Below are 22,405 nucleotides of genomic sequence, written 5' to 3'. Positions count from 1 at the left end.
TTTGTTACGCAGGAGCATCGTCAGCCGTGGACAGCACCCAACTTCATGATAATCAACAGGCAATAGCGATAGCCGGATTAATAGGCGTTGTTATTGTGCTTTTCATCATTAAACGTCTTATTTTGGTGCGTTTAAAGGCCAAGGCGCGTTCAGAAAACAGCAGTATGTCTGATATTTATCGTGTACTTGTATTGTCACTAAATGCTCCTCTGAATTTACTGATTTGGGTTATCTTTCTGTTATTGGTGAAAAGCATTGTTTCAGTATTTCAGGTAGAAGATGAAAGGGCTATTGAGGCGTTAACTATTGTTATTGAAGCTGGCCTTATAATTACACTGTTTCTCTTCTTTGAACGCTTTGTTACCTATTCCTTAAGCCGCTACCGCGATCAGTCTACTATAGTGAAAAACACCAGCGCGATTGCTGGTGGTGCAGTAAGAGCAGTGTTTGCCGTACTCGCCATTTTAATCATTTTAAGCACGATGGGAGTATCGATAACGCCCATCGTTGCTTCATTAGGTATTACATCGCTTGCAGTAGCATTAGCGCTACAACCAACGCTTGAAAATTTCTTCTCCGGTATTCAGTTGGTCATGGACAAGCCTATTCGTATAGGCGATTTCATTGAACTGGACTCAGGAGAACAAGGTTTTGTTGAGAAAATAGGGTGGCGCTCTACGTGGGTTAGAATGCTGCCTAACAACATTGTTATCATGCCGAACAGCAAGCTCTCTAATTCCAAACTGATTAACTACTACTATCCTGAACGCGAACTATCAGTACCCGTTGAAGTGGGCGTGCACTATAGCTCTGATTTAGACCATGTTGAAAAGGTCTGTTTAGAAGTTGCCAATACCATTCTAGAAAAACATGAGTATGGTGTTGAAACCTACCAACCTTTTGTGTTGTTTCACACCTTCGACAATTCGAGTATTAACTTAACCGTGATGCTGAGAACCCGCGAATATTTCAATCGCTTCTTTATTAAAAGCGCCTTTATAAAAATGCTTAAAAAGCGATTTGATGAAGAGGGTATTGTAATACCATTCCCAATTACTGCACTTAATATGGAGCAAGAAGGCGCGGCTAATAAGTTGTCGACAGCGCAAGAGTATACAAGGCCATGAGACTGAGAAAATTGATAGTGTTAACGCAGCGCTTTTTAAATTGCAGATTCGTACGGACTTATGTCATCAATAAGGGTTAATAACCGCTAAGCATAAAAAAGCCACGTTTAAAAACGTGGCTTTAATACGTTTACGCCTTCTTACTGTTAGCGTATTAGAAAGTGTAGCGCGCTGATACACCTAGTAGGTCTACATCATCAGCGATGACATAAGTTGCGCCGAATGAAAACTGCGGCGTAAAGAAATAGTCTGCGCCAATTTCAAAGGCAGTATCATCTTCTTCAATGTCGATATAGCGAATCGCACCGCGAAGCTCAAATTGTTCTGAAAGCATTGAACGAATACCGGCAGTAATGCCATAGCCGTTGTCGTCAGCCTCTGCAGAAGCGAAACCTGCATCCACATCAATATCTACATATTCGTAGGTTAACTCACTAAAGAAATCAGTTGTTGCAGTTAAACCATAGCGGTATCCAACACCTGCTGAAATGTAGTCTAGTTTGCCGTCAACGCCATATTCGTCTTCACTTAGCTGGCCATAGCGCCCTGTTAGGTACACGTTTTCGTTAAGCGATTTAAAACCTTGAATCTGAAACCCTGTTGGCTCGAAGTCGCCTGCGTCTTCGATATCTGCTTGTACATATCCAGCTTTGATAAAGTCATAAGAAGGCGAAGCTGCGAAAGCATTTAAAGAAAGTGCGCCAAAGATACTGGCGAGAATAGTACGTTTCATTGTTTCTAATATCCTTTTAACAATAATCACTTCCAACCACTTTGGAAGTTCCACCATTATGGGGATAGTTTTTAAAAATCAAATGGGAAAGGTGTTGGAGGTTGCGAAAAGAATATCATTTGGTCAATTAGTGGTGACTAAATACTGCTGCATGCGTAACTAGTGCTTTTTAAACGTCAAACAAATAATGATACTCGCTAAACTCAGTATGCAAGTCGATAAGCTAAAGGCAAGGGTAGGTTCTAACGTAAGTAGTGTTACCGCGTAAGCACCTATTGCCGCCCCTGTTAAATGGAAAAAACCAGTGAGGGCAGCTAAAAATCCCGCAGATGTTCTAGAGAAACCAAGCATAATTGTAACGCTGCAGGGCATGGCGATACCGATAAAAAAGAACATCATGTAGCAATAAGCAAGGATAATGAGTAAATCATTGGCGAAACTACAGAAAACGGTTAACCCAAAAAGTACGGAGAGCACGGCAATAAGCAAACTTGATCGCTTGAACTTTTGCAGAGGTGACAAAGACGCTAAACGAATATTAAGTAAGCTCCCAACAACAAATGACAAGGTGGCCATGAGAGAGTATATGGAGAACAGCGTTTTTGTAAGCCCAAACTGCTGCATAATCATTGATGGCGCGCTAGTAATAAAACAAAAGACCATGCCATATAAAAGTCCGCTTGCCATGCCTATAGAGACAATTTTCATTATTGTGCTTTTAATAAGAGCTAACGTATCGCTTAAAACATTTTCTGTGGCTGGCAGCATGTATTGAGCTAGTTTATGAGAAACGGAAAAAAGCAAAATTAAAGCTAAAACGCCCAACACTAAAACGAAATAAAAAATAGCGGAAATACCGAAGTACTCTCCAATTAACGTACCGACTAAAGGCGCGATTGCTGGCGCGATAGCAAAGGCAATGTTGATGAGTGAAAGTGAAGTGTTTAGCTGTTTTTCGTTAAAGATTTGACGCGATAAGCCTCGCGATACCGACACACCAACCCCACCTCCTAGGCCTTGAACGACTCTGCCTATTAGAAAAGTCGCTTGATCGCTAGCGAGCGCCACCATAAGCGTACCTGCAATAAATACCAATATTCCAAAGAACAAAAATGTTTGCTTATTTACATAGTCACACGCTATGCCCGACGCTAACTGTGAAAATGAGAACGCAACTAAAAACACCGCTACGCTTTGTTCGATTATGCTCACCGGACTGCCGTACACAATCGCTAAATCAAAAAAGAAGGGGCTATAAATGCTGGTAGAAACCTGACCTAGAATGGACAAAATAGTGAAGGTAACCGTTAGAGAGTAAAACGCATGGCGCGACATGGTGTGCTTCATCTAATAAGAAACCGCTAAATGGCTAAAGTAATAATAGCCAAAGACTACAGGTGAGGTATTACAGTTTTAATAAAGGTGCTTTTTTAGTTTGAGCACAAGTGCACGACAATTATTATTAATTGGTCTGTGTTATCAGTTGATGAAGCTGAAGAAAGATGGTGGCCCCACCCTGACTTGAACAGGGGACCTGCCGATTATGAGTCGGATGCTCTAACCAACTGAGCTATGGGGCCGTATTAGATGTGCTGTACGGTTTCTATTGCAAATTGCTTTGCATAACAACCACAAGCGAGCGCAAGTATAAGCAGTTTTATTTGCCTTGTCACGCCTCGCTTGTGGCTTTGTGATTTGTTTGCTTTATTTTTGTTCACTCACCTATAAGTTGTGTATTACTTTCTGCAGCCGCGCACGGCGTAATCGAACTGCAAAAGCTAGAACTAACATGCTCAGTAAAGTAGTTGAACCGCCCCCGCCAGAACTATTTGAACCATTATCAACAGGTACACTTGCTACGCTCTCATTTACATTTACCGTGACGGTGTCGGTGGTACTAATGCCGAACTCGTCGGTTGCACTCAATGTAAACGTTAAATTACTTGCAGTAGCTGGGGCTGTAAAAGACATAGTTAGCGTGTCTAAATTTCTTATAGTGACCGTTTCGCCTGCCGTTTGTGTCCACTCTACGCTTATTAGCGCGCCTTCGGGGTCTTGCGCGCTACCTGTTAGCTCAACGCTTGCTCTCACATCGGTTTCAACATCTGTTCCTGCGTTCACGACGGGGGCTTGGTTGCTTTCATCGTCTTTTATCGTAATGACAGTTTCAACAACGCCGCCTAATACGTTGGCATCTTGCGCGGCAAGCACTAAACGGAACTGTTCGTTTTCTTCTTCCAGGCTGTCGTTAATGAGCGTTACTGTCACCGTCTTATCGGCAGTATCGCCATCACTCCAAGTTAGCATGCCGGTTGCAGTCACGAAGTCTTGATCGTTTATTGCAGTATCACTCTCCAGTGAATAATTTACGCTAACGCTGCCTTCACTTCCGCCTTGACGAACAATATTTAAGGTGAGTTCAGTATCGATCTCCAGAACAGCGAGTTCGGAAGTATTTAATTCAATTTTTCCTTGTTGCGCTGTACCCAGTATTGTCACTTGCGTATAGCCTTTGCCTGAGGAGATACCGCCGCCTTGAGGGTTAAATAGCCTGACAAAAAACACTTCGTTACTTTCTGTATCATTATTAGCGCTAACATTTAATGCAATATTCTTTGTTTCAGAATCATTTGCGCCCCAGGTAAGCTCGCCAGAAGTAAACAAAACATCATCGCTGAGGGCCGAGCCAGCTAATACCTCGTAGGCTACCGACATGGCACTGTCGCCGCTTTTAGTAACGGGAAGGTTAAATGTTGTATCGGCTTCTGTCTCATAACTACTTTGCGAAAACGCCGCAACAGGGGCCGCGGTGAGCGTATTATCTTTTAAAACAAACAGGCCACGCTGAATATCGCTAACTAAAATATTGCCGCTTGGTAAAAATGGATAAACACCCCAAGCACCATTGAAGTTGGTGCTGTTAAAAGCAGGGTAGGTGTCGAAGAAACCTGCTTCTTCAGGTGCGGTAGGGTCGGCAATGTCTAGTACGGTTAAGCCACGTTCGTAATTCGACATGTAATAGCGATTCCCTCTTACGTAGCCGTTGTGATCGATGGTACCGTTGTTACTGGTCCAAATACCCGCCAGTACAGGCGCAGTCAGTGATGAAATATCAAAAATCATGACCCGGGTATTTAAGCTAAAGTTGCGCTCGTCCAGTTCATCGTGGACAAACGCGTATTGCTTATCCTCACTAAACCAGCCGCTGTGGGTATAGGCAACCTCGTTGTAGCTAGTATTACTTAGTTCTGACGTACTGTTAGAATCAGTATGGTCCCAAAGGCGCATTGAGCTTTCGTTGAAGTCGAGTATTACGGTACATCCTGATGCGGTGGAATTTACGCAATCAGTTTGAGCTCGTGCATCTGTGATATGCATTGAAGAAGCGTCATGCGTGTAGTCTGCTCGGGTAAGACCATTGGGTATATAGGAAGGTGTGGGGGCTTGAGGCGCGCTTAGCGCATAGGAGCGAAAAGCACCACCATTACTATCTTGGCCCACCAAATGAAGTTGAGATGTCGCGCCTGCCAAGGGAGTATTTAGTGTGTAGTCTACGTTTGATATATAGATATTGTGTGCACGGTTGTCGTCGGTATTACGTCTAACTAGGCTAACGCGCTCAGGTAAGTTATTCAGGTCTATTATGCTAAACCCTTCAGTTACGCTGTCTGCACTGGCGTATGCATAGGCCTTAAATCTGCCCGATGTACTATCAAAATACTGATAGACCTTGATGTCGCGCCATGTTGTGCTTTGCCCCGTGATTTCGCCTACAACTACTGGAGACGTGGGCTCGGTTACATCCACCACAGCAATACTGGCTTGCATGCCGACAATGGCATACTCTCTGCGATTGTTTAAATCTACATGCCCCCAGATATCATTGGCGCTATTAGACACTGACGAAAGTGCGGCAACTGGGACGTGAGAAAGTAAATCAATATTGCTACACGGATAGTCCCCAGCCAACCCACTGCTACAGCTTTCATTTGCGCTTACAGTGGTGTCCAGCTCCATATGTTGTGCGGCTAGTGACGTAAGAGGTGAAGCGGCTTTACCATCGACAATAGTGTCGAACCCCCTATCGTAAAGTGCTTTTGATAAAAAGGCAGGTACGTTGAGAAGTAAAGTTTTGTGTAAAGCGGGTTTTTGCGCTTGGAAGTGATCGTTACGAGAAAACCCGCCAAGCACGGGTAGAAGACTGTCGTTTAGCACTTGTGCTTGCTGCGCGTTGTCGAAATAATACTGACCTTCAGCGACGAGAATTCTATCGCCTTTATTGGCCTGTCTCGCTGCGTATGTCAAGGTTTTGCAGGGCCTGAAACGGTTGTCACACTTTCCTGTGTCAATGCCGCTTTCAGCAACAAAGCGCGCTTTGTCGTGGTCAGTGTGAGCGAGCACTGCTTGACTCATAATCGTTAAAAGCAGCACTATTGGCGTGATATGCAATGCATTCATCTTGTCATCCGAACAAGTGTTAAAAATCGCTGGTTTGTTTAAAAAACTACCAGATAATTAAAGGAAGTACATAAATAAATGAAAATGCCTTTTCGCATGTGTGTCATGCCTTCGTTACTCTTGGCGGTTTTGGTATCGACAACTGGGTGTGATGTAGTAAATCTCAAAGGACGGGAGCCCGGTGAGATCCCGTTTAAATTGGTTGGGGTAGATACTGGGGCTTGTCCCATGATAATGAGTATTGGGCAGCAGCGCTGGAATGTTGATTATTTTGGCTTTTACCTCAGTAAGCCTGAAGTACGTATTGATGGAAAGTGGCAGCGGGTTAAATTTAAACAAACCCAATGGCAAACGCCGAATGAAGCGCTGTTGAAATTTCATAACAAATGCAGCAATCCCGATGATGCGAATAGCAAGATTGTGCTGGATGTGTCTGAAGAGTTATTGAAATTATCAACGAATTTGCGTTTTACCATGGGGCTTCCCTTCGACGTTAATCATGCTAATCCACTCACACAGCCTTCGCCATTAAATGACAGTTCAATGTTTTGGAGTTGGCAAAATGGCCATAAGTTTTTAAGACTGGATGTGTCTAAAAGTGGCGAAGAAGCGCGAAAATGGTCTTATCATTTAGGCAGTGTTGGCTGTAACTCCGAATCTGCTGTTAGATCGCCGGAAAAATCCTGTGCCTTCACTAATCGCGTAGAGTTTATTTTGCCGATGACACAGCTTGATACGGATTTAGATTTAGAAGTCTCGGTGTCTAACATAGTAGCGCAAGTTGATTTAAACGAAGCAACAAGCTGCATGTTTGAGTCTCCTGAAGCAGAACCTTGTAAAAAGCTTATTCAAAATCTCGTACATAGGCCTTGGATTAAGTGGCAATAAAAGTGCTTCCTCAGCGTTTTAAAACGCAAGCACCGAATATACGGGAGATGGTGTGTTCACTTTGCATTGTGGTGGGGGTAAGTGCGTGTTCGAAAGCACCCACCCCGTATGAGTGGAATCTGCCAAATCATATACCTGCGCCAACGGTTCCTGCCGACAACCCCATGACGGTGGAAAGCGTTAAATTGGGGGAGAAGCTGTTTTTTGATACGGCATTAAGTGCGAACAACACGACATCATGTAGTAGCTGCCATGCTCCTGAAAAAGCCTTCGCAGAATCTAGAAAAGTGTCAGTGGGCGCACATGGCGAAGAACTCAACCGCAACGCGCTGGCGCTTATTAATGTGGCTTACAATGCTTCATTTACGTGGGCGCACAACAACTTAGACAGTATTGAAAAACAACTACTGATCCCGCTCTTTAACGAAGACCCTGTGGAAATGGGCGTAACTGGCAATGAAGATGTTATTTTAATGCGCCTTGAGCAAGGCGATTACCCTTCACTCTTTAAAGCTGCGTATGGTGACGAAACCCCTAGTGTGAACAACATTGTTAAAGCATTGGCTAGTTATGTAAGAAGCCTAGTGTCTTTTAATAGTGCATTTGATGCCTATGCGTATCGACAAGACGACAGCGCACTAACAGCGCAACAACTTGAGGGCCTTAACCTCTTTTTTTCTGAACGCACAGAGTGTTTTCACTGCCACGGAGGCGTGAACTTTACGCAGTCGTCTAAACATAGTTTTCAGCCATTTGGTGTCCAACCATTCCACAATACAGGTTTGTACAACGAAGATGGTGCGGGCAGTTACCCCAAGACAGATATGGGGCTGTATAGTGTGACCTTTAACAAGCAGGACATGGGGAAGTTTAGAGCCCCTACTTTGCGAAATATTGCGCTCACGGCACCTTATATGCACGATGGGAGTATAGACACCCTTGAAGACGTTATTGCGTTTTATGCCCGAGGTGGCAATGAAGCTGAAAGCCCCAACCCCTATCGCAGCCCGTTTATTAAAGGCTTTAGTATTTCAGAAAAAGAAAAAGCAGCACTGGTGGCATTTTTACAAAGTTTAACTGACGAAGGATTTGTTGAAAAACACGATTCACGCAAAAATAAGTGATTTATTGCTCATTTTGTGTGTTTTATGTTTATACTTTGCACATATATATCAACCAAATGCTTATGTGCTGTTTGTTAACATCGTGATAGACTCAACTATCACATTCTTTGTTAATAATTAAAAAAGCAGGTAAGCGGTCGCGGAGATGAGAATGACTGAAAAACCCTTTATAACAAGTGGTCGAAACACCATCATTCATAAAATTAGAAAGTTAGACCTATTGGTTATTAATGGCGATGAGAACCCGCCAATTATCGTAACCTACAAAGGCATTAAGCAATATGAAGGCAAAGTGCCAGAAAATAAGCGCGATGCGAAAATGATGGATATGGAACTGGTCGATGTAACGACTAGCGATGTTTTCGGCGATGAAAAAACCTTAGTGTTCATTCAAACGCTTAATGGAAAAGAATATAAGATTGACTACTCGAAAATTGGTACGAGTATGTTTATCAAAATCCACCAAGATAGTATTTTCTAAAAATTCACTTACCTATTACAGGCAGTGATGCTTTTAGCTATTGGGGCTAGGCAATCTGGCCCCAATTATCTGGTTTTAACGAATTAAAGCCACTAATTAGCCGTCCATCACCTTTAATCTGGACATAACGTTTCTTAAAAATATTGAACCGGCAGATGTCTACTGGGGTTACTTCGGAAGCATTTACACCACTTATTACTCCTGCAGTTTCTAGCCCCTCTGCGATAAGTTCTGAGCAGAACCAACTACTGAAATCCTCTTGATTGTAACTAATGCCGCCAAAAAGCGGGTGTTCGTCAATAGCATCTACCGCAGAGCCGAAAAGCTGTAGAACATCGTAGGGCTTGCCATCTTGCTCTTGCATAAAAGTAAAAAATTCACGTCTGTTTTGTTCAAATAGGCTGCGCGATATACGAGACAGTGGCAGCCACCAAATATCCCCATCATAAGACGCCACACGTTCACTCAGGCGGTTCGTCATAACGCCTCGTTTGCCCTTAAAAAACGTAGCTTCCATAACTTGGTTGAAATATCGGTTTGTTTTGCTGTCTCGCATTTGGGCATGTGTGACTACTGCTACATGAGTGACTGCAGAGCGCGTGGTGAGTTTCGTCCAGCGAGAAAATAAACTGTTACCGCCAAAAGCAATAATGTCGCCAGGCTGTATATCCGCTCTTATAAGATGATACTGTTGTTGCTCTAACATAGTCCTTCCCTGAATTAATGTTAATGGCGAACCGTATTGCCAGAATTTGTACTAGGTTCTGGATATACTTTAGCGGTTAATCTCTATGACTCACAACTCTGCGCTCAGAGAATGTTGCAAAGTATGTATCAAGTACGATTAATAACCGTTTAGACCGATAATTAAACCTTGGCTTTTGTGTGCTTATCGCAAGGTCTCACATAACCGTACTTTAACGCTTTTGTAGCGTAAATATCATAAACCTCAACTAGTTTATTGGTGCGGCGGCATGAAGAGGTCGTCACCGCGTTGCCTAATACTATCAGAGGAAATTGTTATGTTTACGTTACGCCGTGTTACCAAATTCGCTTTAATAGGAATGACCCTTTCTTTTATCGCTACCGCAGCAAATGCTGGTTCATATCCAGTAGAGCTTGAAGATGACTTGGTTGCAGTATGTGAAGCCGTTAAAAGCAATAGCCGCTTAAAGTTGCATCGCGCCGCTAAGGCAACGGGTTTAAATATGAGAGATTTACACGAAGGTCTGGTGTGCAACGGACAAGATATGCTGACTTTTGCGACTACTCACAATGCGTCTGAAACCGCTCAGCTTATTGCGCGCCGTATCAATGCAGATCCTGGTGTATTGACAGCCAAGCGCTAGCAAAGTTACGCGCCCTGGAATTTGGGCTATTAATTGATAGCCCCTTTTTGCATTAATTCACTGTGCTATCAGGGATTAGAAATCGTTAGCCACAGTTTGTATGCAAGGTAGAGCAGATGATCTCATTGATTTTCTTACAATCTGCATCTCAGCAAGAATCACTTTGCAAAATATTGAAGCAGCTAAATGTTTTTAGCCATGTTTTTGGGGCCGAGTCGGTCGGTCATTGCTTAGCGTTGGCTGAAAAGTACCCCCAGTCCGTCGGTTTTTATTCAGTATCAAAATCATCTCGAAATCTTGCCTCAAAATATTGGCTGGCAGTGGGTGAAAACGACGAAGATGCGCTGCTTGCTTTTTCGCATAATGCATCTGGTTTTGTGACTTTGCCATTTGAAGAGAGCCAGCTATTGCGTGCCATCGAATGCGTGAAAAATAAGTATCATTATGTTGAGCGAAATTTTCAGTTTAACGCAATGGTAAAGGGCTTGTGTGAGCAGCATGGTGTGTCAAAACCAGCGCTATTAGCAACATTGCGCCAGCAATTAAGTAAAAGCGCTAAACCCAACATTGTTGCCATTAGGGCCGATGATGGATGGTGTTGCCTAGACCCTGCCGATATAAAATGGATAGAAGCTGCTGGTGATTATATGTGTATATACACGCTGTCAGAAAGCTATGTGGTTCGAACAACCTTGTGTGAATTGTTGAAGCGGCTTGGAGAGCGATACTTTAAACGATGTAATCGTTCGGTGGCGGTAAATGCAAAATACGTAGCGCACTTAGAGCAGAGGCTTAATCATCAAAGGGTGGTTATGCAAGGCGGTGAGACGTTCAAAATTACTCATAAATATTTCTATCAGTTCTGGCATGTTGAAAGACGATAAGTTTCATAACACTGCGCTTTACCGGTTAACAGTATCATACGACCATGGTCCTGCTGGTGGTGGAACTCGCTAATCGTTACAATTAGTGCTTAATTCTTAAAAGCAAGGATATAAGGTGCGAGATGTTAGTAAGGCGTTAGTGGGAGCTATATTGGTTTTCACGGCGTATTATCTTGGGCTTTTCGCTGTAAACGCCATGGCTTTGCCCATTCCTGGCGCGCTGGTGGGGCTTTTGATTCTGCTTGGGATACTTTTTATTTTTCCAAAACTCGAAACACACACTGCACGTTTTGTTACTTTGCCTTTAAAGCATATGTCTTTGCTTTTCATTCCGGCAGTACTTGCACTATCAATCTATTGGGTTGATATTTATGAGAATTTGCTTGCGATCACCATAGCTATTTTTGTTACCACCTCATTGAGCTTAGGTTTTACCGCCTGGTTTGCCCAAAAGTTGTTTTGTAGTAAGCAGCATAAGGAGCCCAACTCATCACAAGTGGGTAGGGAGCTTGAATGATCAATGCAATAACTCAAGCGTTTAGCGTCAATGGATTAATATGGCTTTGTGTTTCTGTTGTCGGTTACCTTATTGCGCTACGGATTAATAGAAAATGTAACGGCCATCCGATAGCGCACCCAATTGTATTTACCGCTATTTTTGTTTTCTTGGGCCTTTACCTCTCTAACACTAGCGTTGTTGAGTATCAACAAGCCGCTGCTTTGTTACATTGGCTTTTAGGTCCTGTCACAGTTGCGCTCGCGTTACCGATTTATCGACAATGGCAAATTTTAAAGCGCTATGGATGGCGGTTAATAGTCAGTATCGTCCTTGGTGGAATAGTTGCTCCTATTACCGCTTGGTTCGCGCTGTTTGCGCTAGATGCTCCAGCAGCTCTAAAAATGACTATGTTGGCGAAATCGATCACCACGCCTCTTGCAATGGAAACGACGGCTCACATAGGCGGAATTCCTGCGATGGCAGCCGTTTTTGTTATAACGACGGGTATAGTGGGGGCTATTGTAGCGACAGGCGTTTTTTCGTTATTCAAAATAGAGGATCGTCAAGCACAAGGTATTGCGTTAGGAACCGTTGCCCATGCGATAGGAACGGCAAAATCCATCCACATGGGGGAAGATGTTGCTGCCATGGCTACCCTTGGGTTGTGCGTAAACGGCATTTTCACAGCCCTAGCGCTACCGCTCGTTTTTAGTTTGGTTGTTTGAATGATCGATGCGGCCTAATATTACTTTAGCCTCCCTGAAACTTACCGCCAAATAAGCGTGAAGTTAATTGTAAAACGCGCTGGCAATATTCCCCAAAAGTGCTATTTCTTAGTGAGGTGTTTCGTATCACCATATACAAATTATCTTTTTAAAAAGTTGATATAGTAACTCTGATGTTTATGTCCGAAGAAAAATCAATACTTCAGTTCACAGCGGTTGGGCCGATACAATTGAAATTGCTAGAAAATATCAGCGTTGGCTGGTTGTAAAAGCTAGGTGGTAAAAGAACTTAATGTTTTCAGTACTCGTATGTGATGACTCGTTAGTTGCGCGCAAGCAAGTGGCTAAGTGCCTACCTCAAGATTGGGATGTGGCTGTTCACTTTGCAAAGAACGGTCAAGATGCTCTGTCTGCACTCGCCGAAGGCAAGGGAGATCTTTTACTCTTAGATTTGAATATGCCAGTTCTCGATGGATATGGCACTTTAGAGGCCATTCAACAGCAAGGGCTTAAAACCAAAGTTATTGTGGTATCTGGAGATATCCAGCCTGAAGCGCATGAAAGAGTTACATCGCTCGGAGCGTTAGACTTTATCCGAAAACCTGTTGAACCAGCCAAACTTGCCGAGGTTCTTGATAAATACAATATTCTTCATGTCGAAGAAGAAGCGCAAGAAGAGGTGACACCGCTTGACCCTGATATTCGCGATTGTTACCAAGAAATAACCAATATTGCCATGGGGCAAGCAGGCGACCACCTCGCCCGCACCATGAATGTTTTTGTAGAACTCCCCATTCCTAACGTAAACCTTATTGAAGTCTCTGAACTTCACATGATGCTTTCTGACATTGAAAGTCACGAACAAGTCACTGCCGTCTGCCAAGGTTTTTTAGGGCCAGGTGTTAGCGGTGAAGCTCTGTGTATTTTGAGCGATTCAAGCTTTGACGATGTGGCCAAAATTCTCAATGTGGAAGGCGAAGTAGACGACCAATTACAGTTAGAGCTTCTTATGGACGCGGCAAGTATTCTGATTGGAACCTGTTTAACAGGGTTAGCTAACCAAATGGATATTAACTTTAGTCAGGGGCATCCCATTGTGCTTGGTCAGCACCGTGCTATCACTGAAATTATCAGTATGAACCAAATTAAGTGGAAGCGTACGCTGGCGATAGAGCTTAGCTACGGCCTTGAAGGTTACAATGTTCAGTGTGATTTGATCTTATTGTTTACGGAAGAGTCTATGAAAATGATGAATTCCAAGCTCGCCCACTTGTTGGAGGATTTCTGATGAGCCAGCATTTAGATGAGTTACAAGAATTCCATTGGATGATGGACATGTTACAAACGGTAGATGTAGGTATTGTGGTTTTAGATCGCAATTTCACAGTGCAAGTGTGGAATGGCTTTATGGAAAGCCACAGTGGCCTTCTGCCAAGTGAAGTGAGAGACAAAACCTTATTTTCACTGTTTCCCACAATCAAACAAGACTGGTTTATGAAAAAAGCTAAGCCAGTATTCGATTTAAAAACGCGTGCTTTCATGACGTGGGAGCAGCGCCCTTATTTGTTCAAGTTTCCTAATTACCGGCCGATTACAGGTAGTGAGCCGTATATGTATCAAAATATCACGCTATCTCCACTTACTTCAGCAACGGGTAAGGTCGATTTTATAAGCATGATGATTTACGACATGACGGATGTTGCGGTTGGAAAAAAGCAGCTTGAGGCACTCCAGGTTACGATGTCCGAAGAGCAAGAGGCGCGATTAGTCGCTAATAGCGTGAAACGCACCTACTCATAACCGCTATATGCGAAGCAGCCTTTTTGGTAGGCACTTTGCGATTCTATCTACATCAAGTTTTTCTAGCACGGCGTCTTAAATACACGCTAAGAGTGCGACTGGAGTATGTATGCAAGCAAGTATGTCCTCATTTTCACGCTATCTCTCTCGCAACGTATTGCGCGGGTTAGCCATTCTTGGCGGCGCATTTATTTTAGCTGCCTGTGGTGGGGGCGGAGGCGACGATAGTGGCGCAAGCGGCGGGGGATCGGGCAACGGTAACTTAGTTATAAATGCAGGCCTAGACGCCACTGTTACCGAAGGGGTAACCTATTCGCTGAGTGCTGAGGTGAGTGGCGGCGATGGCACTTACACTTATAACTGGAGTGCGTCTCCTTCGTTAACCATTACTCATGACGACACAAGTTCTTCAGCAGCAAGTTTTGTGGCGCCGCTGGTGAATAGTGCCACTGAATATACGCTTACTGTTTCAGTTAACGACCAAAGCGGAAATACGGCAAGTGATGTTACTGTAATTACGGTCGCACCTGTGAACATAGCCCCTGTAGCCAGTATAGACGTTCCTGCATGGGACGGATTGCCCGCCAATACATTTCCTGGTGGTGTCGAAATTGTTTTCGACGGAACCGGAAGCAGTGACGCTGATTCAACGTCCACAGCTGGGGAAATAGCTGATTACGTGTGGACTCAAACCAGCGGCACTAATGTGATAACTGGCGTGGAGACTAACCTCTCTACTTTGACTATCGTTACACCCATTGCCAACGATGCACAGCAGCTTACGTTTCAGTTGGAAGTAACGGACACTGAAGGGGCAACTGATACAGATACCGTTACCATCTCAGTGCAATCGGAAACTGAAACACTGCCAGTCGTTGATGCAGGGTTCTCGCAGGGTGTTTTTAGTGGCGAAGTGGTCATTTTAGATGGCGAGGCTACTACGAGTATTCCCAGTGCTCTACCACTTGCTTACTCTTGGGAGCGCAGTAACAACGTTACGTCTAATAGTGGGGCAAACACAGGAGCCGCAGCTCGCCCAGTAGATGACAGCGATGCGCTATCTACATTTGCTATTGCACCTTCTGTGTCTACCGCAACTGTGGTGGCCTATACGCTTACTGTGACTGACGCCAACGGCAACAGCGTTGAAGACACAATCAATGTACGAATACGTCCAATGCCTACGCCACTGTTGAATGATACCGGCTTTTTACAACAAGCTACCAATAACGCGTTAACCGAGGCGCAGCAAAACGACTTTCCTGGGCAGGACGGGCAGCGTGGTGCTGATATTATTGAGCAAAATGGATTAATAGAAAAAGCAGGGCGTGGTAAAGCTGGTTTTGACTTTACGCGCTTAAACGCTAACGGCGATGAGCAAGACGCCAGTGCTGATACATGGTCGTGCGTTCGCGATAACGTAACTGGGCTGGTGTGGGAAGTGAAAACCGACGACGGGGCATTTCAAGATAAAGACTATACTTACTCTTGGTTCAGCGACGAGGTGAATGGTGGATTTGAAGGTGATGAAACGGGTTCGAATGCGACGTGTTTATTAACTAACTGCAACACCTCTGCTTACGTCGAAGCGGTTAACGCGCAAGGCTTGTGTGGTTTTTACGACTGGCGTTTACCTACTCACCACGAACTCTTTTCGTTAATGCATTTAGGCATTGCCGACGATGTGGCCATTGATGAAGATTACTTCCCTAATACCGGCGCAGTCTCTACCGAGCCCCTATGGTATTGGACCTCAGTGCCAAGCGCTGATGGAGTAAACAGTGATGATGCACAAAATGCATGGGCATTGGATTTCGATTCAGGTGTCGATAACTTTCTTAATAAGTCATCAGCGGCGCGTATTCGTCTTGTAAGAGCGGGGAGATAGTCATGAACAATACAGTTAATAAATCTGTTCAAAACGCCTTGAAAAATGCAGTACTCACTCCACTTAAAATGGTTGCGGCCTCAGCGCTGCTCGCAGGTGCGTCGCTTTCAGCTTTCGCTCAAGAGTGTTTGTCTGATGGACTAGAAACCACGCCAAATGATAATTTTGAAGCAGTGACTACCAGTACTTTGTTGGATACCACCACAGATTTAGTTTGGAGACGATGTTCCGAAGGACAAACTTGGGATGGCTCGACGTGTAGCGGTGAAGCGGTGAAATATACGTGGCAGCAGGCGCTACAACTTGCGCAGCAGGCGAGTAACGAAGACCTACTAGGATGGCGCTTGCCCAACGTTAAAGAGTTGGCCACCCTAACGGAACGCGACTGCGTACGCCCGGCGATTAATAGCTCGCTTTTCCCATCTACCCCTCCGGATGATTTTTGGACTTCTACCCCTTCAGCAGATGATCCAGACAGAGCCTGGGTTGTTGCGTTCTTTAATGCGAGCCATTCGATTAAAGAGAAAGACCGTTTTATTTACGTACGACTGGTGCGCACCTTTACCAACGAATAGATGTAGGAAAAGATCTACACCACTTTGTATTAGTCTTTAGTCTAGTATCTGACGCTTAGACTTTTTATCACCAAAGCACGCTCTATAATGCGTGCTTTGTTGTATTAGGCCTGAACGTTAAAGATGCAGATAAATATCGTTCTCATTCATGACCTGTTTATGTGTTGCGTATATTGATCATCTCGACATGTTCAACCTGATTTTTAGCACGTTAGACTCATGTTGGCTTTTTATTTTTCGGTAAGCTAGCCACAATGATGGTATGAAAATGATATCGCGCCTTAAGGCTTTTCTCTTCACAATTTGTTTATTCGCTGGGCTTAGTACAACGGCGCAAGCTGAATATACATGCAACATTGATTTTGCTTACGGTATTGCCGTTAATAACGAACAGCTTCGCGTAATGGATAAAACCCGCACCGTAGTTCAGATTAATGACCAAAACCAGCTTTTTATAGGCGGCCGTTGGCAGACACTAAGCGAACAGGAAAAACAGTGGCTTAACGAGTATTCTTCAGGTTTACACTATGTGGTTCCCAAGATGATTATTCTGGCTACCGAAGGTGTGGACTTGGCTATTGATACCATTGAACACGTGTATTTAGGTTTAGTGGGCAGTGATCACGATAGCTATGAACGATTAAACGCTGCTATGAAGCGTGTTCAAAACCGCGTGAAAGATAAATTCAGGCATGCTAGTAATCACTATTTCATTGGCCCCGGCTCACTAGAAAGTGTTGATGAATTTGTGGATAGTGAAATTGAAGCGCAGCTTGAGGAAGCTATTTCTACCTCAGTAGGCGGTATATTGTCGGCGATCAGTGGTATCAACACTGGAAGCGGCGAGGTTAACCAAGAGAAAGTAGCGGAAATTACTCGTCAGCTTAATAACGTGGGCGAGCATCTGGATGTAGGTGATAAAGCTACGACATTGCGTAAAAAGGCCGAGTGGTTTTGTGAAAAGCTCAAACGCCTAGACGTAGCGGAAGAGAACCTCCGAGCAAGTGTGCCTGCTTTCAAGCCTTACAATATCATTACGCGACATGATAAGAGTGAAAACTAGTTGAAATAAGTAATACGTGTACTAATCCTGGTTAAAGACTGATTAAGACAGAAAAGCCTGCGTGAGCAGGCTTTTTTGATCTAGCTTTTTGGTTAAATCAAAACGGCAAGACTAAACGAAACACGACAGCAGAGAGTTAAGATATCTACGTCCTTTAGCGGTTACCTGCCAGTGACTCTCTGAAATAGACAGCAGCCCCTGGTGATGAGCATCAGACAGTGCGCGTTTAACGTCATCCGTTAACTCAGTACCGGTGAAGTCATTAAAATCACTTATTGGGCAAGGTTCAACTAAACGAAACCTGTTCATAAAGAATTCAAACGGCAGGTCGTCTGCATTAACCAGCGTTTGCGTATCTAAATACGGGCGGCTCATTTCCATATAGCCTCTTGGATGCTTCACTTTAACGGTACGATGAATTGTGCCATTCGTTGCATCGGTAATCTTTCCGTGGGCACCACAGCCAATGCCTAAGTAGTCGCCAAAGCGCCAGTAATTCAGGTTATGGCGGCATTGATGCCCTGCTTTGGCGTAGCCTGAAATCTCGTACTGGTGATAGCCTGCACGCTCTAGAAGGCTGTGGCCTTTTTCCTGTATTTCCCACAGAATATCGTCGTCAGGTAGCTCTGGCGGCTTTGAATAGAAAGGCGTGTTTGGCTCGATAGTAAGCTGATACCAAGACAGATGGTAAGGGGCTAGCTCAATACCTTGCTGCAAGTCTGCCATGGCATTCTCTACGCTTTGCTCAGGTAGGCCATGCATGAGATCTAAATTAAACGTAGGTAGCCCTGCACTGTGCGCTTGTTTTACCGCATTTTCAGCCTGGCTTTCATTGTGAATACGGCCTAGCACTTTTAAATGCTTCGGCTGAAAGCTTTGAATGCCAACCGATATTCGGTTTACGCCTGCCTGATAAAAGCCCGCAAACTTACCTGCCTCAACGGTACCTGGATTGGCTTCCATGGTTATTTCAGCAGCGTCGCTTAAGTTAACCCGCTGTTTAACGCCGTTTAAGATGTCAGCCATGGCCTCGCTTGAAAACAAACTGGGCGTGCCACCGCCTATAAAGATTGTCTCGACAGGGCGGTCGCCAATGCGTTTGGCATCAATGGCTAAATCGTCCAGCAGGTGCGCCACATATTCTTTCTCGGGTAAATCAGACTTAAGCCCGTGAGAGTTAAAATCACAGTACGGACACTTTTGAACACACCAAGGAATGTGGATATAAAGGCTAAGCGGTGGATTACGCAAAAGTCGCTCTCATATTATCAAGCAAAATCGCTAGGGCGTTGCCGCGATGGCTAATACGGTTCTTTTCGGCTTTCTCCAATTCTGCAGCTGTGCAGCCGTGAGTTGGCACGTGAAATACCGGGTCGTAACCAAAACCGTCGTTACCAGAGCGAGCAGTTAAAATTTCGCCTTGCCACTTACCTTGGCTAACTAAGGGGACCGGGTCTTTAGCATGGCGCATAAACACTAATGTACAGAAGAAATGCGCTTTACGCTGGGTTTCGCCATCAAGGGCAGCTAATAGCTTGTCGATATTGGTGTCATCAGTTGCATCAGCGCCAGCATAGCGGGCTGAATAGATACCGGGTGCACCGCCAAGGGCGTCAACCACTAAGCCTGAGTCGTCAGCAATAGCAGGAAGGCCTGTTACTTGTGCCGCATGACGCGCTTTAATAATGGCATTTTCAACGAATGTTGTACCTGTTTCAGGCACATCAGATACACCTAATTCTTTTTGCGCCACAACGTCTACGCCGTAATCTGCAAATAAGGATGCAAACTCTCGCACCTTGCCTTGATTACCTGTGGCTAAAACAATTTTTTCTGGGAATTTCATTGTGCCAGACTCCTCGTTTTTTCTTTGCTCCTGAAACAAGCTTGAACACATTAATCGAGTACATAAGGTTATTCAGGACGAAGGTTGGGAGTGGTTTGAGCAAACCCTCTGCCGCAGGGATGCGGCAGCGGAGCGCACATGGATGTGTTTACCGCGTGTTTGCGAAAGCCACTCCCAACCTTCGGCCATCGCATCACTCACCCTCAATGTGCTCGTGTTTTACTTTTTCTTTTTAGGCTTAGCTTTTGCCTTGGTTTTGTCTTTGGCCTTTACTTTTTTCTTTTTGGGGCCAATCTTAGGTGTTTTGTTTTTAGGGCGTAGCTCGTCAATAACGCGAGCTTTAAGTGGTTCGCCCATGTAACGTGCAGTTTTTGCTACCATGTCAAAGTCGTGGGCCTCAACCAAAGATATTGCAGTACCTTTAGCGCCAGCGCGGCCGGTTCTGCCAATGCGGTGCACGTAAACGTCGGCTTTGCGCGGCATGTCAAAGTTAACGACATGGCTTACGTTAGGCACATCGATACCACGGGCAGCAACATCCGTTGCTAACAAGATAGGTACTTCACCACTTTTGAAACGGGCTAGCGCTGCAATGCGTTTGTCTTGTGGCATTTCGCCCTGTAACCAGCACACAGGAATGTCTTTCGAGGCTAAAAAGTCTTTTAGCATTTGCAGGCGTTCACGGGTTTTCACAAACACAACCGCTGACGTCGTCGTTTCTTGCTTCAAAATATTCACTAGCAAAGCTAGCTTATGGTTCATGTCGTCAGCAAGGTGATACCACTGATGAATTTTGTTCTTCTCTTTGCGCGATGGGTTCGCTTCAATCACTTCAGGGTTGTTAAGAATGTCATGAGCGAAAGTCTTAACGCCTTTGCCTTCAAGCGTGGCAGAGAACAATAGGTTTTGCTTGCGCCAGCGCGCTTCGGCAGCAATTTGGTTAACTACCGTTGAGAAACCCATATCCAACATGCGGTCAGCTTCATCAAGGATCAAACACTCGATATCACGGCAATCTGCGGCTTCTTTTTCGATATGCTCAAGCAAACGACCTGGCGTGGCCACAAGAATATCGAGATTCTTGCTTAAGGTTTCTTTATCGGTACCGTAGTTAATACCACCGGTTATTACCCCGCACACAATTTGTGTATGCTTTGTTATGGCTAGGGCTTGTTCATAAACCTGTAGCGCTAACTCGCGGGTAGGCGTTAGGATCAAAATACGTGTAGCACCAGGCTGTCTGCGCGGATAATCAAGTAAAAACTGGCATGCAGGCAATAAGAAAGCGGCTGTTTTACCAGTACCTGTAGGAGCAGAGGCCAAGATATCTCGTCCATCCAACGCATGCGGGATAACCAGTTCTTGAATGCTAGTTGGGGTTTCAAACCCCATATCGGCAGCTGCGTGACACAGTGCTTCGTCTAATTCGAGTTCTTCGAAAGTCATAGTATAAAAAACGCTCTAAATGAATGGGGCGTATTGTAGCATTGCTATACCAAAACATTGAGAAAAACTGGCGTTAAATTCGCACACCGTAGGTAAATACACATTGTGGTTTGAGGTTACCTACAATATCAGGGAAAGAGGACATCTAATTTAATCAGTAATCGAGGCAATAGCGGATAGCTTTGCCCGGTTAAGCGCGTCTTTTATTTCAGGGCCTTTAACGCCCGTGGCAATGATATCTTGCACGTTCACTTGGTTGGCGGCTGATAATGCATTTTCAATTCGCTTTCGTTGGCGTTGCCAATCTATGCCCTTGTTATGAGCATAAGGTGCAAAAGCGCTAAGTAACAATGTGAAACGTTCTTCTCTACGCCACGCATCACAGCCATTGAACAAGGCAAGTAAATCGGCGGGCGAGTTCTGAGCGTTCAAAAGAAAGCCTTTGAATTTGCAGGCAAGGCTGACGATTTCACTAACTTGGTTTTGCACTTTGAGCCGCCTGCATAACAGTTTCGCTTCTTCCTCACTGAGGTGAGTGAGCAGGGCAGCAAACCTTGTTATCAGTCTAGCTGTTTCTGGATCGCTGCTTTCAGGTAATGGGGTTTCTGAACCCGTGTCTTTAACAAGGCTCTTGTTTTCAACCTTTTCTAGGTCTACCGCCGTTTTTAACGTTTCCAGAGCAGTATCTACGTTTCTTTCAAGCTCAGTAAACCAGTCATTGAGGCCATGGGCATGCTTTAATACAGTGAAAAAAACATGCGGTGTTTTCTCTAAAAGACTGCGCTTTGTTTCTTGCCATACCCGCTCTGCACTTAGCGTGCTTAGCTCGCCGCTTTGCGCCATAGACTGCATAAGAGCCATGGTTTCAGTAGCGATAGTAAACCCCAAATAAGCATAGCGGGTGGCAAACCGAGCAACGCGAAATACGCGTAAAGGGTCTTCACTAAAGGCTGCAGATACATGGCGAAGTAGGCGGTTTTCTAGATCTTTTTTACCACCATAGGGGTCGATAAGGTTTCCAAGGTTGTCTTGCGCTATCGCGTTAACGGTAAGGTCCCTGCGTAACAAATCTTCTTCTAACGTGACCGAGCTTGACGCATCGCATACAAAGCCGGTGTAACCTTTTCCTGACTTACGTTCTGTACGTGCAAGTGCGTATTCTTCCTGTGTTTCAGGGTGTAAAAAAACAGGGAAGTCTTTGCCTACTTCGGTAAAACCCTGGCTGAGCATTTCTTCTGGCGTGGCGCCCACCACGACATAGTCGCGTTCAACAACTTTTCTGTTTAACAGTGCGTCACGTACTGCGCCACCAACGAGATATACTTGCATGCTCTTCCAACAATTTTTTAGTCAGTAATACTTTTTAGATTAGAGATGTGTCGACTTTTGACGTGTAACGAAAATCAACCTTCCCAAGGTAACAGAGGCGCAGTATAGCAATGTTACAAATAAAATTCGTAGCGACATCGTTATGCGCTTTCACTTCAAGGTTGCGTCTGGTAGTTTAATCGTCGTTAAA

Annotated in this window: 21 protein-coding genes and 1 tRNA gene; 13 read left to right on the top strand and 9 right to left on the bottom strand. The window is 44.6% G+C overall.

The features are described 5' to 3' along the window. Positions 1–26 precede the first annotated feature (26 nt). Positions 27–1,127 (top strand): mechanosensitive ion channel family protein, encoded by a 1,101-nt coding sequence (locus AC27KT_RS13895; protein ID WP_487130881.1) that lies wholly within the window; start codon positions 27–29, stop codon positions 1,125–1,127. Between the two features lie 154 nt (positions 1,128–1,281). On the opposite strand, the gene AC27KT_RS13890 is transcribed toward AC27KT_RS13895, so the two are convergent. The 4 genes from AC27KT_RS13890 to AC27KT_RS13875 form a co-directional block, all read right to left on the bottom strand. Next, positions 1,282–1,860 (bottom strand): outer membrane beta-barrel protein, encoded by a 579-nt coding sequence (locus AC27KT_RS13890; protein WP_487130879.1) that lies wholly within the window; start codon positions 1,858–1,860, stop codon positions 1,282–1,284. A gap of 159 nt (positions 1,861–2,019) precedes the next feature. Further along, positions 2,020–3,207: an MFS transporter gene (locus tag AC27KT_RS13885; RefSeq protein ID WP_487130877.1), complete on the bottom strand. Its 1,188-nt coding sequence runs from the start codon at positions 3,205–3,207 to the stop codon at positions 2,020–2,022. A gap of 156 nt (positions 3,208–3,363) precedes the next feature. Beyond that, positions 3,364–3,440: transfer RNA gene (locus AC27KT_RS13880), tRNA-Ile, on the bottom strand. A 142-nt stretch (positions 3,441–3,582) separates the two neighbouring features. Then, positions 3,583–6,318: a choice-of-anchor B family protein gene (locus AC27KT_RS13875; protein ID WP_487130875.1), complete on the bottom strand. Its 2,736-nt coding sequence runs from the start codon at positions 6,316–6,318 to the stop codon at positions 3,583–3,585. A 78-nt stretch (positions 6,319–6,396) separates the two neighbouring features. Here AC27KT_RS13875 and AC27KT_RS13870 point away from each other — a divergent pair, with 78 nt between their 5' ends. The 3 genes from AC27KT_RS13870 (at position 6,397) to AC27KT_RS13860 (ending at position 8,811) form a co-directional block, all read left to right on the top strand. Next, entirely contained in the window at positions 6,397–7,206 is an 810-nt protein-coding gene (locus tag AC27KT_RS13870) for an MbnP family copper-binding protein (RefSeq protein ID WP_487130873.1), read from the top strand. Between the two features lie 71 nt (positions 7,207–7,277). Beyond that, complete coding sequence (locus AC27KT_RS13865; RefSeq protein WP_487130998.1) at positions 7,278–8,330, top strand: MbnH family di-heme enzyme; 1,053 nt, start codon at positions 7,278–7,280, stop codon at positions 8,328–8,330. A gap of 151 nt (positions 8,331–8,481) precedes the next feature. Further along, entirely contained in the window at positions 8,482–8,811 is a 330-nt protein-coding gene (locus AC27KT_RS13860; protein ID WP_487130871.1) for a hypothetical protein, read from the top strand. A 46-nt stretch (positions 8,812–8,857) separates the two neighbouring features. Here the strand turns inward: AC27KT_RS13860 and AC27KT_RS13855 are convergent, their stop codons facing one another. Beyond that, complete coding sequence (locus tag AC27KT_RS13855) at positions 8,858–9,517, bottom strand: hypothetical protein (protein WP_487130869.1); 660 nt, start codon at positions 9,515–9,517, stop codon at positions 8,858–8,860. A 316-nt stretch (positions 9,518–9,833) separates the two neighbouring features. On the opposite strand from AC27KT_RS13855, the gene AC27KT_RS13850 reads away from it, so the two are divergent. The 9 genes from AC27KT_RS13850 to AC27KT_RS13810 all read left to right on the top strand — a co-directional run bounded on the left by AC27KT_RS13850 (position 9,834) and on the right by AC27KT_RS13810 (position 17,594). Further along, on the top strand, positions 9,834–10,160 hold the full coding sequence (locus AC27KT_RS13850; RefSeq protein WP_487130867.1) for a DUF3718 domain-containing protein: 327 nt from the start codon (positions 9,834–9,836) through the stop codon (positions 10,158–10,160). A gap of 116 nt (positions 10,161–10,276) precedes the next feature. After that, positions 10,277–11,044, top strand: coding sequence for a LytR/AlgR family response regulator transcription factor (locus tag AC27KT_RS13845; RefSeq protein WP_487130865.1), 768 nt, complete (start codon positions 10,277–10,279; stop codon positions 11,042–11,044). Positions 11,045–11,159: 115 nt separating this feature from the next. After that, a complete protein-coding gene (locus AC27KT_RS13840; RefSeq protein WP_487130863.1) occupies positions 11,160–11,561 on the top strand; it encodes a CidA/LrgA family protein in 402 nt (133 codons plus the stop codon). Next, on the top strand, positions 11,558–12,268 hold the full coding sequence (locus AC27KT_RS13835; protein WP_487130861.1) for an LrgB family protein: 711 nt from the start codon (positions 11,558–11,560) through the stop codon (positions 12,266–12,268). Before AC27KT_RS13840 ends, AC27KT_RS13835 begins: the two co-directional genes overlap by 4 nt. Before the next feature lie 292 nt (positions 12,269–12,560). Beyond that, positions 12,561–13,556, top strand: coding sequence for a response regulator (locus AC27KT_RS13830; protein WP_487130859.1), 996 nt, complete (start codon positions 12,561–12,563; stop codon positions 13,554–13,556). Then, a complete protein-coding gene (locus AC27KT_RS13825) occupies positions 13,556–14,068 on the top strand; it encodes a PAS domain-containing protein (protein ID WP_474873170.1) in 513 nt (170 codons plus the stop codon). Before AC27KT_RS13830 ends, AC27KT_RS13825 begins: the two co-directional genes overlap by 1 nt. Before the next feature lie 109 nt (positions 14,069–14,177). Then, positions 14,178–15,956, top strand: a complete 1,779-nt coding sequence (locus AC27KT_RS13820; RefSeq protein ID WP_487130857.1) for an Lcl C-terminal domain-containing protein — start codon at positions 14,178–14,180, stop codon at positions 15,954–15,956. 2 nt (positions 15,957–15,958) lie between these two features. Further along, positions 15,959–16,531, top strand: coding sequence for an Lcl C-terminal domain-containing protein (locus AC27KT_RS13815; protein ID WP_487130855.1), 573 nt, complete (start codon positions 15,959–15,961; stop codon positions 16,529–16,531). A gap of 268 nt (positions 16,532–16,799) precedes the next feature. Next, positions 16,800–17,594, top strand: coding sequence for a YggN family protein (locus AC27KT_RS13810; RefSeq protein ID WP_487130853.1), 795 nt, complete (start codon positions 16,800–16,802; stop codon positions 17,592–17,594). A gap of 111 nt (positions 17,595–17,705) precedes the next feature. Here the strand turns inward: AC27KT_RS13810 and hemW are convergent, their stop codons facing one another. From hemW to AC27KT_RS13790, 4 genes are all read right to left on the bottom strand, one after another. Then, positions 17,706–18,845, bottom strand: coding sequence for a radical SAM family heme chaperone HemW (gene hemW, locus AC27KT_RS13805; protein WP_487130851.1), 1,140 nt, complete (start codon positions 18,843–18,845; stop codon positions 17,706–17,708). After that, positions 18,838–19,440 (bottom strand): XTP/dITP diphosphatase, encoded by a 603-nt coding sequence (locus tag AC27KT_RS13800; RefSeq protein WP_487130849.1) that lies wholly within the window; start codon positions 19,438–19,440, stop codon positions 18,838–18,840. The genes hemW and AC27KT_RS13800 overlap by 8 nt, the downstream gene beginning before the upstream one ends. Positions 19,441–19,659: 219 nt before the next feature. Continuing rightward, entirely contained in the window at positions 19,660–20,886 is a 1,227-nt protein-coding gene (srmB, locus tag AC27KT_RS13795) for an ATP-dependent RNA helicase SrmB (protein WP_487130847.1), read from the bottom strand. A 150-nt stretch (positions 20,887–21,036) separates the two neighbouring features. Further along, a complete protein-coding gene (locus AC27KT_RS13790; RefSeq protein WP_487130845.1) occupies positions 21,037–22,215 on the bottom strand; it encodes a tRNA nucleotidyltransferase/poly(A) polymerase-related protein in 1,179 nt (392 codons plus the stop codon). Positions 22,216–22,405 lie beyond the last annotated feature (190 nt).

The organism is Alteromonas sp. 5NW40-0090 (assembly GCF_057552975.1).
The sequence above is the reverse complement of the archived record's forward strand: the minus strand, read 5'-3'. Positions and strand labels throughout refer to the sequence as shown.

Coding starts and splice junctions, on each gene's coding strand:
- AC27KT_RS13890 (WP_487130879.1), bottom strand. CDS start 1,860: ATGAAACGTACTATTCTCGCCAGTATCTTTGGCGCACTTTCTTTAAAT.
- AC27KT_RS13885 (WP_487130877.1), bottom strand. CDS start 3,207: ATGAAGCACACCATGTCGCGCCATGCGTTTTACTCTCTAACGGTTACC.
- AC27KT_RS13875 (WP_487130875.1), bottom strand. CDS start 6,318: ATGAATGCATTGCATATCACGCCAATAGTGCTGCTTTTAACGATTATG.
- AC27KT_RS13870 (WP_487130873.1), top strand. CDS start 6,397: ATGAAAATGCCTTTTCGCATGTGTGTCATGCCTTCGTTACTCTTGGCG.
- AC27KT_RS13860 (WP_487130871.1), top strand. CDS start 8,482: ATGACTGAAAAACCCTTTATAACAAGTGGTCGAAACACCATCATTCAT.
- AC27KT_RS13855 (WP_487130869.1), bottom strand. CDS start 9,517: ATGTTAGAGCAACAACAGTATCATCTTATAAGAGCGGATATACAGCCT.
- AC27KT_RS13850 (WP_487130867.1), top strand. CDS start 9,834: ATGTTTACGTTACGCCGTGTTACCAAATTCGCTTTAATAGGAATGACC.
- AC27KT_RS13845 (WP_487130865.1), top strand. CDS start 10,277: ATGATCTCATTGATTTTCTTACAATCTGCATCTCAGCAAGAATCACTT.
- AC27KT_RS13835 (WP_487130861.1), top strand. CDS start 11,558: ATGATCAATGCAATAACTCAAGCGTTTAGCGTCAATGGATTAATATGG.
- AC27KT_RS13830 (WP_487130859.1), top strand. CDS start 12,561: ATGTTTTCAGTACTCGTATGTGATGACTCGTTAGTTGCGCGCAAGCAA.
- AC27KT_RS13825 (WP_474873170.1), top strand. CDS start 13,556: ATGAGCCAGCATTTAGATGAGTTACAAGAATTCCATTGGATGATGGAC.
- AC27KT_RS13820 (WP_487130857.1), top strand. CDS start 14,178: ATGCAAGCAAGTATGTCCTCATTTTCACGCTATCTCTCTCGCAACGTA.
- AC27KT_RS13815 (WP_487130855.1), top strand. CDS start 15,959: ATGAACAATACAGTTAATAAATCTGTTCAAAACGCCTTGAAAAATGCA.
- AC27KT_RS13810 (WP_487130853.1), top strand. CDS start 16,800: ATGATATCGCGCCTTAAGGCTTTTCTCTTCACAATTTGTTTATTCGCT.
- AC27KT_RS13800 (WP_487130849.1), bottom strand. CDS start 19,440: ATGAAATTCCCAGAAAAAATTGTTTTAGCCACAGGTAATCAAGGCAAG.
- srmB (WP_487130847.1), bottom strand. CDS start 20,886: ATGACTTTCGAAGAACTCGAATTAGACGAAGCACTGTGTCACGCAGCT.
- AC27KT_RS13790 (WP_487130845.1), bottom strand. CDS start 22,215: ATGCAAGTATATCTCGTTGGTGGCGCAGTACGTGACGCACTGTTAAAC.